This window comes from Streptomyces sp. NPDC018019 (assembly GCF_044327805.1).
Taxonomy (GTDB): domain Bacteria; phylum Actinomycetota; class Actinomycetes; order Streptomycetales; family Streptomycetaceae; genus Streptomyces.
The window spans coordinates 162,413-176,778 of record NZ_JBIRGD010000009.1 but is presented as its reverse complement, the minus strand read 5'-3'; the positions used below and the strand labels follow the sequence as shown (position 1 = coordinate 176,778).

Annotated in this window: 12 protein-coding genes and 1 riboswitch; of the genes, 6 read left to right on the top strand and 6 right to left on the bottom strand. The window is 70.8% G+C overall.

Features of this window, described 5'->3' with window-relative positions:
• Positions 1–7 precede the first annotated feature (7 nt).
• The 4 genes from ACH4FX_RS17545 to ACH4FX_RS17530 all read right to left on the bottom strand — a co-directional run bounded on the left by ACH4FX_RS17545 (position 8) and on the right by ACH4FX_RS17530 (position 4,863).
• Positions 8–1,666 carry a glycoside hydrolase family 3 protein gene (locus tag ACH4FX_RS17545; protein WP_398479774.1) on the bottom strand — a complete coding sequence of 553 codons (1,659 nt, stop codon included), beginning with the start codon at positions 1,664–1,666 and terminating at the stop codon, positions 8–10.
• 8 nt (positions 1,667–1,674) lie between these two features.
• Positions 1,675–2,505 (bottom strand): carbohydrate ABC transporter permease, encoded by an 831-nt coding sequence (locus ACH4FX_RS17540; protein ID WP_398479772.1) that lies wholly within the window; start codon positions 2,503–2,505, stop codon positions 1,675–1,677.
• Positions 2,502–3,485: a carbohydrate ABC transporter permease gene (locus tag ACH4FX_RS17535; RefSeq protein WP_398479770.1), complete on the bottom strand. Its 984-nt coding sequence runs from the start codon at positions 3,483–3,485 to the stop codon at positions 2,502–2,504. The genes ACH4FX_RS17540 and ACH4FX_RS17535 overlap by 4 nt, the downstream gene beginning before the upstream one ends.
• 145 nt (positions 3,486–3,630) lie before the next feature.
• Positions 3,631–4,863, bottom strand: coding sequence for an extracellular solute-binding protein (locus ACH4FX_RS17530; protein WP_398479990.1), 1,233 nt, complete (start codon positions 4,861–4,863; stop codon positions 3,631–3,633).
• A gap of 348 nt (positions 4,864–5,211) precedes the next feature.
• On the opposite strand from ACH4FX_RS17530, the gene ACH4FX_RS17525 reads away from it, so the two are divergent.
• The 6 genes from ACH4FX_RS17525 (at position 5,212) to ACH4FX_RS17500 (ending at position 11,055) form a co-directional block, all read left to right on the top strand.
• Positions 5,212–5,970 carry a GntR family transcriptional regulator gene (locus tag ACH4FX_RS17525; protein ID WP_030587435.1) on the top strand — a complete coding sequence of 253 codons (759 nt, stop codon included), beginning with the start codon at positions 5,212–5,214 and terminating at the stop codon, positions 5,968–5,970.
• Positions 5,971–6,087: 117 nt separating this feature from the next.
• Positions 6,088–8,244 (top strand): carbon starvation CstA family protein, encoded by a 2,157-nt coding sequence (locus ACH4FX_RS17520; protein ID WP_398479768.1) that lies wholly within the window; start codon positions 6,088–6,090, stop codon positions 8,242–8,244.
• Positions 8,241–8,438 carry a CstA-like transporter-associated (seleno)protein gene (locus ACH4FX_RS17515; protein ID WP_398479766.1) on the top strand — a complete coding sequence of 66 codons (198 nt, stop codon included), beginning with the start codon at positions 8,241–8,243 and terminating at the stop codon, positions 8,436–8,438. Before ACH4FX_RS17520 ends, ACH4FX_RS17515 begins: the two co-directional genes overlap by 4 nt.
• Before the next feature lie 146 nt (positions 8,439–8,584).
• Positions 8,585–8,860, top strand: coding sequence for a DUF3311 domain-containing protein (locus ACH4FX_RS17510; RefSeq protein ID WP_398479764.1), 276 nt, complete (start codon positions 8,585–8,587; stop codon positions 8,858–8,860).
• Positions 8,857–10,491 carry a monocarboxylate uptake permease MctP gene (gene mctP / locus ACH4FX_RS17505; protein WP_398479762.1) on the top strand — a complete coding sequence of 545 codons (1,635 nt, stop codon included), beginning with the start codon at positions 8,857–8,859 and terminating at the stop codon, positions 10,489–10,491. Before ACH4FX_RS17510 ends, mctP begins: the two co-directional genes overlap by 4 nt.
• Before the next feature lie 54 nt (positions 10,492–10,545).
• Positions 10,546–11,055: a GNAT family N-acetyltransferase gene (locus ACH4FX_RS17500; RefSeq protein WP_398479760.1), complete on the top strand. Its 510-nt coding sequence runs from the start codon at positions 10,546–10,548 to the stop codon at positions 11,053–11,055.
• Between the two features lie 37 nt (positions 11,056–11,092).
• Here the strand turns inward: ACH4FX_RS17500 and ACH4FX_RS17495 are convergent, their stop codons facing one another.
• Both ACH4FX_RS17495 and ACH4FX_RS17490 read right to left on the bottom strand, forming a co-directional pair.
• Positions 11,093–12,448 (bottom strand): TolB family protein, encoded by a 1,356-nt coding sequence (locus ACH4FX_RS17495; RefSeq protein WP_398479758.1) that lies wholly within the window; start codon positions 12,446–12,448, stop codon positions 11,093–11,095.
• A gap of 73 nt (positions 12,449–12,521) precedes the next feature.
• Positions 12,522–13,868, bottom strand: a complete 1,347-nt coding sequence (locus tag ACH4FX_RS17490) for a TolB family protein (protein ID WP_398479756.1) — start codon at positions 13,866–13,868, stop codon at positions 12,522–12,524.
• Between the two features lie 356 nt (positions 13,869–14,224).
• Positions 14,225–14,366: riboswitch (cobalamin riboswitch) on the top strand.

Sequence of the window (14,366 nt, the reverse complement as noted above, 5' to 3'; positions counted from 1 at the left end):
CGGGGGTTCATCCACCTGCGATGACCTCCGCGGCAGCGCGTCCGCAGACGCGGGCCGCGCCGTGGGTGGCGATGTGCAGGGCCCCGCGCGGGGGCGCCTGCGGGAGGCCCATCTCGACGACGATCGTGTCGGGGCGGGCGTCGAGCAGCGCGTCCAGCGCGCCCGCCATCCACGCGTGCCGGTGCGCGTCGCGGACGACGGCGACGATCCGCCGCTCCCCCGCCGCCCGCAGCACCTCCGCGATCTGCCCGGACACATCCGGGACGCCCCCGGCGCCCCCGGACACCGGGCCCCCGGCTCCCGCGCCCCCAGCCTCGGCGACCCCGCCCCCAGCGGTCCCAGCCCCAGCGGCCCCGGCGGCCCCAGCAGCCCCGCCCCCGGTCCCGGCCCCGCCCCCGTACGCCCCCGTCTCCGTCCCGGGCAGCAGCCGGGCCAGTTCCGCGGCCACCCCCCACGGCGTCTCATCGCCCACGGCGATATTCGCGACGGGCGTGAAGGCCGCGACGTACGCGGGCGCGCGCAGCGGTTCGTACGCGCCGTTGCGGGTCACCCGCAGCGCGCGGCGGGCCGCCACGAGCCCGGCCTCGGGTGCGGGCGCGACCCCTCGCTCCCCAGAGAGGGTCCCCTGTGCCGCGCCCGCACTCCGGGTCCACCGCGCCAGGGCGCGGACCCGCGCCGCGGCGTCGGCGAGCCGCTTCTCCGACAGCTCGCCGTCACGTACCGCCCTCACCAGGGCGTCGCGCAGCCGCAGCACGGTGGCTTCGTCGGCCAGTCCCCCGCCGACGCAGATGGCGTCGGCACCGGCGGCGATGGCCAGCACGCTGCCCCGTTCGATGCCGTACGTCGCCGAGATGGCCCGCATCTCCATGCCGTCGGTGACGATCAGCCCGTCGAAGCCCAGGCCGCCCTCGGCGACGGGGGCGCGCAGCAGCCCGGTGAGCACGTCGCGGCTCAGCGTGGCGGGCAGTGTGCCGTCCAGGGCCGGGAGCAGGATGTGCGCGCTCATCACGGCCTTGGTGCCGGCGGTGATCGCGGCCCGGAAGGGCACCAGCTCGCGTTCCTGGAGGGTGCGCAGGTCGGCGGCGATGCGCGGCAGGTCGTGGTGGGAGTCCACGGCGGTGTCGCCGTGCCCGGGGAAGTGCTTGGCGCAGGCCGCGACGCCGGCGGACTGGAGCCCTTCGACGTACGCGGCGGTGTGCCGGGCGACCAGCTGCGGGTCGGCGCCGAAGGACCGTACGCCGATGACCGGGTTGGACGGGTTGGAGTTGACGTCGGCGGACGGCGCCCAGTTCAGGTTGACGCCGCACTCGGCCAGCCGGCGGCCCAGTTCCCGGGCCACGTCGCGGGTGAGGCCGGTGTCGTCGACCGCGCCGAGGGCGAGGTTGCCGGGGAAGGACGAGCCGCCGCGCACTTCCAGACGGGTGACGTCGCCGCCCTCCTCGTCGATGGCGACGAGGAGGTCCTCGCGCTCGGCCCGCAGTTCGGCGGTGAGCGCGGCGAGCTGGTCCGGCGAGGCGATGTTGCGGCCGAACAGGCCGACGGAGGCCAGTCCCTCGCCGAGCCGGCGCAGCAGCCAGTCGGGCGCCGAGGTGCCGGTGAAGCCGGGCTGGAGGACGGTGAGCGCGTCGCGGGTCAGGGTGTCGGCCGGGTGCACGAGGGTCGTCATGGCGCGCGTCATCCCTTCACTGCGCCGGCGGTCAGTCCGCCGACCGCCTTGCGTTGCAGGAACAGGAACAGGACGAGGATCGGCAGGGCGAAGATCGAGGCGGCGGCCATCGTGGCGCCCCAGTCGTCGCCGAACTGGCTCTGGAACTGCGAGAGCCACAGCGGCAGCGTGCCCTTGTCCGGCTCCTTGTTGAGAACCAGCACCAGCGGGAATTCGTTCCACGCGGTGATGAAGCCGAACAGCGAGGTGGCCATCAGTCCGGGCGCCAGCAGCGGGAAGATGATCTTCACGAACGCCTGGCGGCGGGTGCAGCCGTCCACCATCGCGGACTCCTCCAGCTCCTTGGGTACGGCGGCGACGTAGCCGCGCAGCGTCAGGAGGGTGAAGGGCAGCACCATCAGCATGTAGAAGAAGGTCAGCGGCACCAGGTTGTTGAGCATGTCGGCGTCGCGCACGATCATGTAGACCGAGATGACCAGGACCTCCCAGGGCGCCATCTGGGCGATCATGAAGGTCAGGACGATGCCCTTGCGGCCCTTGAAGCGCATCCGGGCGATGGCGAAGGACCCGCACAGGGCGATCAGCAGCGAGAGGCCGACCGCCAGCACGGTGACGGTGACGGAGTTGCCCGCCAGGGTCCAGAAGTTCGGCGCGTTGACGGCCGTCGAGAAGTGCTCGAAGGTGCCGTGCAGCGGGAACCACACCGGGTCCTCGGTGATGATGTCGCCGTTCGGCTTGAAGGCCGTGGTGAACATCCAGTACACGGGGAAGACGAATCCGAGGGCGAGCACGAGCGCCGTCGCGTTGGGCCAGATGCGGCCGAGCAGGGAGCGCTTCACAGCTCGTCCTCCTCTTGCTTCAGGGTCAGTCGCAGGTAGTACGCGGTCATGGCGAGCAGCACGACGATCGTCAGCAGCGAGATGGCCGCGCCCATGCCGAAGTGGAGGTTGCCGACGCCCTCGGTGAAGGCGTAGATCGGCAGGGTCTCGGTGAGCCGGTCCGGGCCGCCCTCGTTGATCGCGAAGATCTGCGGGAACGCCTTGAAGACCCAGATGATCTCCAGGAACGTGGTCGCCAGGAAGAACGGCTTGAGGAACGGGAAGGTGACGCTGGTGAAGACCTTCCAGGTGCCGGCGCCGTCCATCCGGGCCGCCTCGTACAGCTCCTTGGGGATGGTCGTGGTCGCGGCGTAGAGGTTCAGCGCCACGAACGGCAGCGACTGCCAGACGATCAGTACGGTGATGACGAAGAAGGTGGACAGCTGGCTGCCGACCCAGTCGTAGTGGGCCATCGAGTGCCAGCCCAGCTTGTCCAGGACCCAGTTGACGATGCCGTAGCGGGAGTCGAACAGCCACTGGAAGACGGTGGTGGCGGCGATGACGGGCATCGCCCAGGTCAGCACCAGCGCGACGGACAGCACGAGGCGCATCTTCTTGCCGAGCCGGGCGAGCAGCAGGCCGATCAGCACCCCCAGCACCATGATCAGGGTGACGTTGACGGCGGTGAAGATGATGGTGCGGGCGGTGACCCGCCAGAACTGCTCGCCGCCCAGGATGTCCTGGTAGTTGCCGAATCCGCGCCACTCGGTGAGGCGCTGGATCAGCTGCTTCATGTTCAGGTTCTGGAACGAGAGGATCAGGTTCCGCACCATGGGCCAGCCCAGGAAGACCGCGGTGGCGGCCAGGGCCGGAATCAGCAGCAGGTAGGGGGCCTTCCCGGCGGCCCGGCCGGTCCCGCGGCGGCGTCCGGGCGGCGGGGCGCCGCCCTTGCCGATCCGTGGCGCGGAATTCTGCACCGCGTCCTCGATCTGCACTGACATGTCCCGCTTCTCCCCATCACCCGGTCGTGCTCGTGCTGGCGGTTCCGTACGGGGGCCGGGACGGCCGGCTCCCGTACGGAACCTGTAGAAGGCGGTCCCCGCGGTCGGCGCCGCCGCGGGGACCGCGGTCACTGGTGGCCGCGCGTCACTGCTTCTGCGACAGCCGCTTGTTGATCTCGCCCTCGACGTCCTTGGCGGCGTCCGCCGGGGCCTTGCCGTTGAGAACCGCGGTCATGTAGTTCTTGATCGGGTTCGGGGTGTTCTCGACCTGGGCCCACTCGGGGATCAGCGGCGTGGTGCCGCTGGACTTGGCGGCGCCGGGCGCGGCGGCCGCGGCGGCCGGGTTGCCCTTGGCGGCGTCCGCGAGGTCGGGGGACTTCGGGCTCCAGCCGACCTCCTTGACCATCTGCCCGTCGTTCTTCTTGGACAGCGCGACCTTCAGGAACTCCTTGGCGAGCTCCTGGTTCCGGCTGCCACCGGCGACGGCGAAGTTGGAGCCGCCGAGGAAGACGCCCTCGGGCTTGTCGGCGGTCTCACCCGGGATGGGGAAGAAGCCGATGTCGTCCTTGATGGCCGGGTTGGCCTTGACGGCGGTGGGGCCCTCGTAACCCATGGCGATGATGGCGCCGGTCTTGCCCTTGGAGAAGATCTCCGCCTGCTGCGGGGTGGCCTCGTCCTTGTTCTTCGGGGCGGTGCTGAAGGCCTGGTACTGCTTGTAGATGTCCATGGCCTTGGAGACCTTGGGGTCACCGAGGTTGGAGACCCACTTGCCGCCTTCCTTCTTCACCAGGTCGGCGCCGGTCCCGATGGTCAGGCCGTCGAAGAAGTACCAGTTCTGGCCGGGCAGGTAGAGCGGCTCGGCGTCGGTCTTCTGCTTGATGGTGTCGAACGCCTTGAAGAGTTCCGAGCGGGTCTTGGGCAGTTCCTTGATGCCCGCCTGGGCCCAGATCTTCTTGTTGTACATCACCACGCGGTTGCCGGCGTACCAGGGGAGCGCGTACTGCTTGCCGTCGACGAGGGAGGCCTTGTTGAAGGAGTCGTTCCAGTCCTTGCCGATCTCCTTCTTCAGGTCGCCCAGCTCCGCGAGCGCGCCGGCCTTGGCGTACGCGGCGGTCTGGGTGTTGCCGATCTCGACGACGTCCGGCGGGCTGTCCTCGGACAGGGCGGTGGTCAGCTTCTGCTGGATGCCGTTCCACTGCTGGACCCGGAACTCGACCGTGGCGCCGGTCTTGGCCTTGAAGTCCTCGGTGACCTGCTTGGTCCACTGCGCCGGGTTGGAGCCGTCCATCACCCAGACGACGAGCTTCTTGCCCTTGAAGCCGTCGGCGCCCGCCGACCCGCTGCCGCTGGACCCACAGGCAGCGACACTCACCAACATTCCCGCGACTGCCGTCGCCGCTATGAGTCCACGCTTCATTGCGCTCTCCCCTAAAGGCTGGCCGGTGGTCTTTAATGGTTTAGACCAGTGCCCGCAGCTTGGCCTAGACCTTTTGGGGTGTCAAGGGTGTATAAGAGTCGCTGTCAGGTCCGTTACCGGACCGACATCTGGGGGCTGCCGCCGCGGTAGCGGCGTCCGCCCGCGCGGCAGACGCTACGTTGGCGTCGGGCCCCGCGAGCGGGCACGGACCAGCAAGGGAGCATCGGGACCCCACCCGTGCCACGATGTGAGCCGCTACGTACGGAGGAGCCGGTGACGGCAGCGCGACAGGAGTCGGAGAGGCGGGTCATGGAGACCGACGGGGGCAGTGCGGACAACGGCGGCGGCGCACGCACCGCCCGCGTACCGAAGTACTACCGCCTCAAGCGCCACTTGCTGGAGATCACCGAAACGCTCCCGCCGGGCACTCCGGTCCCGCCCGAGCGGACCCTGGCCGCGGAGTTCGACACCTCCCGCACGACCGTGCGCCAGGCCCTCCAGGAACTGGTCGTCGAAGGCCGGCTGGAGCGCATCCAGGGCAAGGGTACGTTCGTCGCCAAGCCCAAGGTCTCGCAGGCCCTGCAACTGACCTCCTACACCGAGGACATGCGGGCCCAGGGCCTGGAGCCCGCGTCCCAGCTGCTGGACATCGGCTACGTGACGGCCGACGACCGGCTGGCCGGGCTGCTGGACATCGCGGCCGGCGGCCGGGTGCTGCGCATCGAGCGGCTGCGGCTGGCCAGCGGCGAGCCGATGGCCATCGAGACCACCCATTTGTCCGCCAAGCGCTTCCCCGCGCTGCGCCGCAACCTCGTGAAGTACACCTCGCTCTACACGGCGCTCTCCGAGGTCTACGACGTGCGCCCGGCGGAGGCCGAGGAGACCATCGAGACGTCGCTGGCCACCCCGCGCGAGGCCGGACTGCTCGGTACGGACGTGGGCCTGCCGATGCTGATGCTCTCCCGGCACTCGCTCGACGCCGAGGGCGCCCCGGTGGAGTGGGTGCGCTCGGTCTACCGCGGCGACCGCTACAAGTTCGTGGCCCGGCTGCGGCGCCCGGCGGACTGACCGCCCGGCGGCGGGGCGGCCGTACCGGCGTCCCGCCGCACCTTGCGGGGGTATGGCGCGATCCACCCTCCTGCCTCTACGGTCCTTCCGTCGTCGCGTCGACGGGAGGACGTACCGGTGCGCCCAGCAGGCCAGCCACGAACCGCCGCCAGCCCCCGGAAGATCGCCGTGTGGACGGCCGTGGCGCTGGTCGGCGCCGCCGGCTGGACGCTGCTCGCGCTGTCCCGCGGCGAGGAGGTCTCGGCCGCCTGGATGGTCGCCGCCGCGCTCGGCTCGTACGCCATCGGCTACCGCTTCTACGCGCGCTTCATCGCCACCCGGGTGCTGCGCTTCGACAAGTCCCGGGCCACCCCCGCCGAACGCCTCAACGACGGCGTGGACTTCCACCCCACCGACCGCCGGGTGCTGCTCGGCCACCACTTCGCGGCCATCGCGGGCGCCGGACCGCTGGTCGGGCCGGTGCTCGCCGCCCAGATGGGCTATCTCCCCGGCACCATCTGGATCATCGTCGGCGTCGTCTTCGCGGGCGCCGTGCAGGACATGGTCGTCCTGTTCTTCTCCACCCGGCGCGACGGCCGGTCGCTGGGGCAGATGGCGCGCGAGGAGATCGGCGTGCTGGGCGGGGCCGCGGCGCTGCTCGCCGCCTTCGCCATCATGATCATCCTGCTCGGCGTGCTGGCACTGATCATCGTCAACGCGCTGGCGCAGTCCCCCTGGGGCACCTTCTCCATCGGCATGACGATCCCGATCGCCCTGCTGATGGGCTTCTACCTGCGGGTGCTGCGCCCCGGCCGGGTCACCGAGGTCTCCCTGATCGGGGTCGCGCTGCTGCTGCTCGCGCTGGTCGCGGGCCGCTGGGTCGCCGACTCGTCCTGGGCCGACACCTTCACGCTGGAGCCGGGGACGCTGGTCGTCTGGCTGGTGGCGTACGGGTTCATCGCCTCCGTGCTGCCGGTGTGGACGCTGCTGGCGCCCCGCGACTACCTCTCCACCTTCATGAAGATCGGCACGATCGGGCTGCTGGCGGTCGGCGTCCTGGTCACGCTGCCGAACCTGAAGATGGACGCGGTCACGGACTTCGCCGGGCGCGGTGACGGCCCGGTCTTCGCCGGCTCGCTCTTCCCGTTCGTCTTCATCACCATCGCCTGCGGCGCGCTCTCCGGCTTCCACGCCCTGATCTCCTCCGGCACCACGCCCAAGATGGTGCAGAAGGAGACCCAGATCCGCATGATCGGCTACGGCTCGATGCTCATGGAGTCGTTCGTCGCGGTGATGGCGCTGGTCGCGGCGTCGATCATCGACCCGGGGCTGTACTTCGCGATGAACGCGCCGGCCGGCGTCATCGGCGACACCGTCCAGTCGGCCTCGCAGGCCGTCGCGCACTTCGGATACAGCATCTCCCCCGACCAGTTGGCGGCCGCGGCCAAGGCGGTGGAGGAGCACACCCTGCTGTCCCGTACGGGCGGCGCGCCCACCCTCGCCGTCGGGGTCGCGGACATCTTCTCGCAGGTCTTCGGCGGCGCCGGGATGAAGGCGTTCTGGTACCACTTCGCCATCATGTTCGAGGCGCTGTTCATCCTCACGGCGCTCGACGCGGGCACCCGGGTGGGCCGCTTCATGCTCCAGGACATGCTGGGCAACGTCTACAAGCCGTTCCGCAGGGTGAGTTGGAAGCCGGGACTGGTGCTGTGCAGCGCGGCCGTGGTCGCGCTGTGGGGCTACTTCCTGTGGGTCGGCGTGCACGAGCCGCTCGGCGGCATCAACCAGCTTTTCCCGGTCTTCGGGATCGCCAACCAGCTGCTGGCGGCGGTCGCGCTGACCGTCTGCACGACCCTGCTGGTCAAGTCCGGGCGTCTGAAGTGGGCCTGGATCACGGGAGTTCCGCTCATCTGGGACGCCACCGTCACCCTCACCGCGAGCTGGCAGAAGGTCTTCTCCGGTGACCCCAAGGTCGGTTTCTTCACCCAGCGTTCGGTCTACCAGGACGCCATCGACGCCGGGAAGGTGCTGCCGCCCGCCAAGAACATGAGCGACATGCACACGGTTGTCACCAACTCCACGGTGGACGGCGTGCTGTCGGCGGTCCTCGCCCTGCTGATCGTCGTGGTGATCGCGGACGCGGCCCGGGTGTGCGTACGCCACCTGCGGAACCCGGCCGCGACCCGGCTCAGCGAGGCCCCGTACGTGGAGTCGGCGATCGTCGCGCCCGCCGGGCTGGTGGCCTCCAAGGAGGAGAAGGCGGAGCTGGCGGCGGCGGAGCGGAGCGGGCCGTGAGCGCGGCCCGGCGCGCGCTGCGCTGGATCCGCTGGTACGTACGGGAATTGACCGGCGAGAGCGCGTACGAGCACTACGTCGCACATGTCCGGCAGCACACGCCGGACGCGCCGGTCCCCAGCCGCCGGGAATTCGAGCGGCGGCGCGCCGCAGCGCGCGAGGGAGACCCCCGTTCCGGCTTCCGCTGCTGCTGAGGCGGCCCGTTCTGCGGCCGGGCTGCGGACGTCGTTGCCGTACCGATATGCGGACAGGTAGTGACGCGTACAACTTTCCTGGCTTAGATTTCCTGCCCATTACACGCGTGATCACCATGGGACCGCCAGGGAACGGAGCCACGGCCATGCCAGAGCCGTCCGAATCAGCCGGAACACCAGCGGGCAGCGCCGCGCCGGTCGTCACGCCCACGCGCGTGATCGCCGGCTTGTGCCTGGTCGCGCCCTTCGTGGCGATGCTGTGGGTGAGCTCGTACGCCAAGGTCGAGCCGACGTTCATCGGCATCCCGTTCTTCTACTGGTACCAGATGCTGTGGGTGCTGATCTCGACCGCGCTGACCACCGTCGCGTACAAACTGGTCCAGCGTGAACAGCGGCTGCGCACGGGGGGTGCGGCCCGGTGAAGGACGGCGTGAACGGCGTCGCGCTCGCCGTCTTCATCTTCTTCTTCGTGGCCGTGACGGTCATGGGCTTCCTGGCGGCACGCTGGCGCAAGGCCGAGCAGTCCGCCAACCTCGACGAGTGGGGGCTGGGCGGGCGCAGCTTCGGCACCTGGGTGACCTGGTTCCTGCTGGGCGGCGACCTGTACACGGCGTACACCTTCGTCGCCGTGCCGGCGGCGATCTACGCGGCGGGCGCGGCCGGGTTCTTCGCGGTCCCGTACACGATCCTCGTCTACCCGCTGATCTTCACCCTCCTGCCCCGGCTGTGGTCGGTCTCGCACAAGCACGGGTACGTGACCACCTCGGACTTCGTGCGCGGCCGGTTCGGGTCCAAGAGCCTGTCGCTGGCCGTGGCGCTCACCGGCATCCTCGCCACGATGCCGTACATCGCGCTGCAACTCGTCGGCATCCAGGCGGTGCTGGACGTGATGGGCGTCGGCGGCGGCGAGGACACGAACTGGTTCGTCAAGGACCTGCCGCTGCTGATCGCCTTCGGTGTGCTGGCGGCGTACACCTACAGCTCCGGACTGCGCGCGCCCGCGCTGATCGCGTTCGTCAAGGACGGGCTGATCTACCTGGTCATCGCCGTCGCGATCATCTACATCCCGATCAAGCTGGGCGGCTTCGACCACATCTTCGCGGTGGCGAAGGACGCCTTCGCGCAGAAGAATCCGGCGACCGGCAAACCGCGCGGGGAACTCGCCAGCGGGCCGAAAGCGCAGTGGTCGTACGCGACCCTGGCCCTCGGCTCGGCGCTCGCGCTGTTCATGTACCCGCACTCGATCACCGCGACGCTGTCCTCCCGCAGCCGCAACGTGATCCGCCGCAACACCACCATCCTGCCGCTGTACTCCCTGATGCTGGGGCTGCTCGCGCTGCTCGGCTTCATGGCGGTGGCGGCCGGGATCACGGTGCAGAACGGGCAGCTGGCGATCCCGCAGCTGTTCGAGGACATGTTCCCCGACTGGTTCACGGGCGTGGCGTTCGCCGCGATCGGCATCGGCGCGCTGGTGCCGGCGGCCATCATGTCCATCGCCGCGGCGAACCTCTTCACCCGCAACATCTACAAGGACTTCCTCAAGCCCGGCGCCACGCCCGCGCAGGAGCACAAAGTCGCCAAGCTGGTGTCGCTGCTGGTGAAGGTCGGTGCGCTGGTCTTCGTCCTGACGATGGACAAGACGGTGGCCATCAACTTCCAGCTGCTGGGCGGCATCTGGATCCTCCAGACCATGCCGGCCCTGGTGGGCGGCCTGTTCACCCGCTGGTTCCACCGGTGGGCGCTGCTGGCCGGCTGGGCGGTGGGCATGGTCTACGGCACACTCGCGGCGTACGGGGTGGCCAGCCCCACGCAGAAGCACTTCGGCGGCTCCAGTGCGGAGATCCCCGGCATCGGGGAGATCGGCTACATCGGCCTGACCGCGTTCGTGCTGAACGTCCTGGTCACGGTCGTTCTGACGGTGGTGCTGCGCGCGGTCAAGGCCCCGGACGGCGTCGACGAGACGTCCCCGGAGGACTACACGGCGGACGCGGGCGACAAGGGCGTCCGGGTCGACCTGCCGCCGGCCACGGCGGGGGTGCCGGTGGGGCACTGAGGCGCCAGGGGCGCCGTCGGGAGCGTTGTCAGTCCCCCGGTGCACACTGGCCGCATGGACATCACGATCAGGCCCGCGCGGCACGAGGAGTTCGCGGGGATCGGCGAACTCCTCGTGGCGGCCTACGCGGCGGACGGACTGCTGGTGCTCGGGGAAGCCGACCCGTACGCGAACGAGCTGCGCGACGTCGCGCACCGGGCGGCACACGCCGAGGTGCTGACGGCGGTCGACGCCGGCGGCACGGTGCTGGGGGCGGTGACCTTCGCCGCCCCCGGCAGTCCGTACGCCGAGATATCCGGGCCGGACGAAGGCGAATTCCGGATGCTGGCCGTCGCCCCCGCCGGCCGCGGGCGCGGCATCGGCGAAGCGCTGGTGCGCGCCTGCATGGACCGCGCCCGCTCCCTGGGACTGACCCGCATGGTGCTCTCCGCCCAGCCGCACATCAAGAACGCCCACCGCGTGTACGAGCGCATCGGTTTCACGCGGATACCGGAGCGGGACTGGGAGCCCGTACCTGGTATCACGCTGCTGGCGTTCGCCTGCGGTCTCGGCGGGACCGCGTAGCGGCTCCCGGGCCCGCCCGCCCGGTTACGGCAGTTGGTTACGGCCCCACCCTCCGTACGAACACATCCGTCACCCCGTTCGTGTCGCCCGGGACCAGGTTCGCCGCTTCGGAGTCGAAGGCCGCGGTCCGGCCCGTGGCGTCGGTGGAGGGGTTGGCGGACCGGGCCTGGGCCTGGGAGCCGTCGGCGGCGGTGCTGACCCGCTCGATGACGCCGGTCCGCATGTCCCGGACGAAGACGTCCTCCGCCTGGTTGGTGTCGCCTCGCACCAGGTCCGGCACCGAGGACTCGAAGAACAGGCGGCGGTTGTCCGCGGACAGGACGCCGCTGTCGGAACGGCCCTCCTGCGGCTGCTTGCCGTCGTAGGTGTACGTCAGCTGCTCCGTCGTGCCCTTGACGAGGTCGCGTACGAACAGGTCGGCGCGGCCCGTCGGATGGCCGGGTACCACTTCCCCGTACTGGCTGGAGAAGACCGCGTAGCGGCCGTCGGGGCTGAGGGAGGCGTTCCAGGCGCCCACCGTCTCCCCGGTCGAGCTGAGGCTTCCCACGGCGGTACGGCCGGTGTCCAGGTCGTGCACGTAGAACGGGTAGCTGTGCGGTCTGCGCAGGTCCGCCTCGCCGCGTCCGGCCGCGGCCGGGTCCGGGCGCAGGTTCGCGGCCTTGGAGATGAAGCCGACCGTGCGGCCGTCGTAGCTGATCACCGGGTTGGCGGACGGGCCGGTGGCCTGCTCGCCGGTGGCGGAGACGCTGACCCGTGTCACGGCGCCGGTCCGGCGGTCGCGGACGAAGATGTCCTGGGCCTGGTTGGTGTCGCCGGGCACCAGGTCCTCGCGGCTGGAGGCGAACGCCACGTACCGGCCGTTGGCACTGATCACCGGCATCTGGGAGCCCTGCTTGCCCTGCGGGGGCTTTCCGTCGAGCGTGACGCTCTCGGTCCGCCCGGTCCTGCGGTCGTGCACGAAGATGTCGGTGGCGGCGTTGGTGTCGCCCGGCACGAGGTTGGCCGCGCCGGACGCGAAGGCGACGTAGCGGCCGTCGGCGCTGATGGACGGGGTGGACGACCAGGAGTCGGCCTGGGTGCCGTCGCCCGCCACGCTGACCCGTTCGACGGCGCCGGTGCGCAGGTTCTTGACGAAGACGTCCGGCTGCCCGTTGGTGTCGCCGGGTACGAGGCCGGTCGCGTCGGAGTCGAAGGCGACGTACCGGCCGTCGGCGCTGATCGCCGAGGCGGACGAGCCGCCGTTGCCCTGGGTGCCGTCGGCGGCGACGCTGACGCGTTCGGTGCCGTGCGGCGGTGCGGACCGGGCGTCGGCCGTCGCGGCGGGCAGCAGCGCGGCGAGCGCGCACACGCCCGTGACGGCGGCGAGTCTTCGTACGGTGCTGGCGGTCCTCATGGTCGGTTCCCCTCCTGGTCGGTACGTTTCTGCGCCGCGCCGGCGGGCCACGCCGCACCGGCGCGCCGGTACGTCAGTGGCGGAGCCGGCGGACGAACACATCGCCCGTCCCGTTCGTGTCCCCGGGCACCAGCGCCGCGTCGCGCGAGTCGAAGGCCGCCAGCCGCCCGGCGGCGTCGGGGGCCGCGATGTCCGTCCAGGACGCCGACTGGCCGCCGTCCTCGCCGACGTTGATCCGCTCGACCCGCCCGGTGCGCAGGTCGCGGACGAAGCCGTCCACCTGGCCGTTGGTGTCACCGGGCACCAGGTTGGTGGCCGCGGAGGTGAAGAAGAGCCACCGGTTGTCCGCGCTGAGCCGCCCGTCGGAGGACCAGCCGTTGGCCTGGGAGCCGTCGTGCGCGCGGGACAGCAGCCGGGTGGTGCCCGTCTCCAGGTCGCGGGCGAAGAGGTCGTACGTCCCGTTGGTGTCGTCCGGCACCACGTCGTCGGCCACGGCGGAGAAGACCGCGTACCGGCCGTCGGGACCGAGCCGGGGGGACGGGGACACGCCGACCACGGCGTCCGTGCTGCTCAGGCTCGCCGCCCGGGTCCGCCCGGTGTCCAGGTCGTGCACGTACATGGGGTCCTGCGGCGGCGGGCGGCGGAAGCCGGGGCCGGCGGGGGTGAGATGCGTCGCCTTGGAGGTGAACCCCACCCGGCGGCCGTCGGCGCTGATCGACGGGAAGCCGGACGCGCCGTCGCCCTGCGTGCCGTCGCTCGCCACGCTGACCCGTTCCGTCGTTTCCTTCTGCACATCGTGGACGAAGACGTCCAGGCGCTCGTTGGTGTCACCGGGCACCAGGTCCGGACGGTAGGAGCCGAAGGCGAGGTGGCGTCCGCTGCCGCTGAGGGCGAAGTTCTGCACCCCGAATCCGTACGGGGACCGGCCGGCGCCCGCCGTGGGGCTCGTGGTGCGCCCGGTGCGGCGGTCGTGCACGAAGACGTCGCCCTCGCCGTTGGTGTCGCCGGGCACCAGGTTCGTCGCGCTGGAGTAGAAGGCCACGTACCGCCCGTCGGCGCTGATCCCGGGCGAGCCGGAGAGGCCGTCGCCGGGCGTGCCGGTACTGCCGACGCTGGCCAGGCCGACCTTTCCCGTCCGTAAATCCTTGACGTAGACGTCCTGGTGGCCGTTGGTGTCCGATGGTCCCAGATTGGTGGCTTCCGAGGTGAATGCCACGAACCGCCCGTTCGCGCTGAGCGCCGGCGCTCCTGAAAAACCGTTTCCCTGCGTCCCGTCCGCGGCGACGCCGACCCGCTCGGTCGCCGGTGCCGCCGGCCTCGCGGCGGCGCTCGCCGCGGGCAGCACTCCCGCCACGGCACACGCACCCGCCACCAGCCCCACGGCCTTCACGACACCCCGCGCCGCACCGTTCCTTCGCATGTCTCCCCCCCTTGCCCAACTCCCCCACCCGCCCCGCCGGCCGACGGAGCAGACAAGGAGCCAATACGCTTCAGGGGTCCCGGTCAACGCATCAGGGACATTCCGCGCCACCAATACGCCCCCTGCATCAGCCCCCGTCCAGGCCGCCCGGAGCGGTGCCGGACGACGCCGGAACGGCCGTGGAACCCCCCGGGAACAGGGCCCCCGAAGCGGCTCGGAAGCGCCTTCACAGCGGCCCGGAAGCGGCCCCGAGGCGGCCCCGGCGAGCCCCGCCGGGAGGCCCGGAACGGCCGCTGAATACCACGGCTTCGGACAACCCCGCCCCAACGCGACACAAGATATGGGGGTGGGTGCACGAGGCAGCACAAGATGTATGCTCGTCCTCGCTGTCGTCGCAGGGGAATCCGGTGCGAATCCGGAACTGTCCCGCAACGGTGTACGAAGTGCGGCAATCCGCACCCGTGAGTCCGAAGACCTGCCCACAGTACGCCCGCGCCA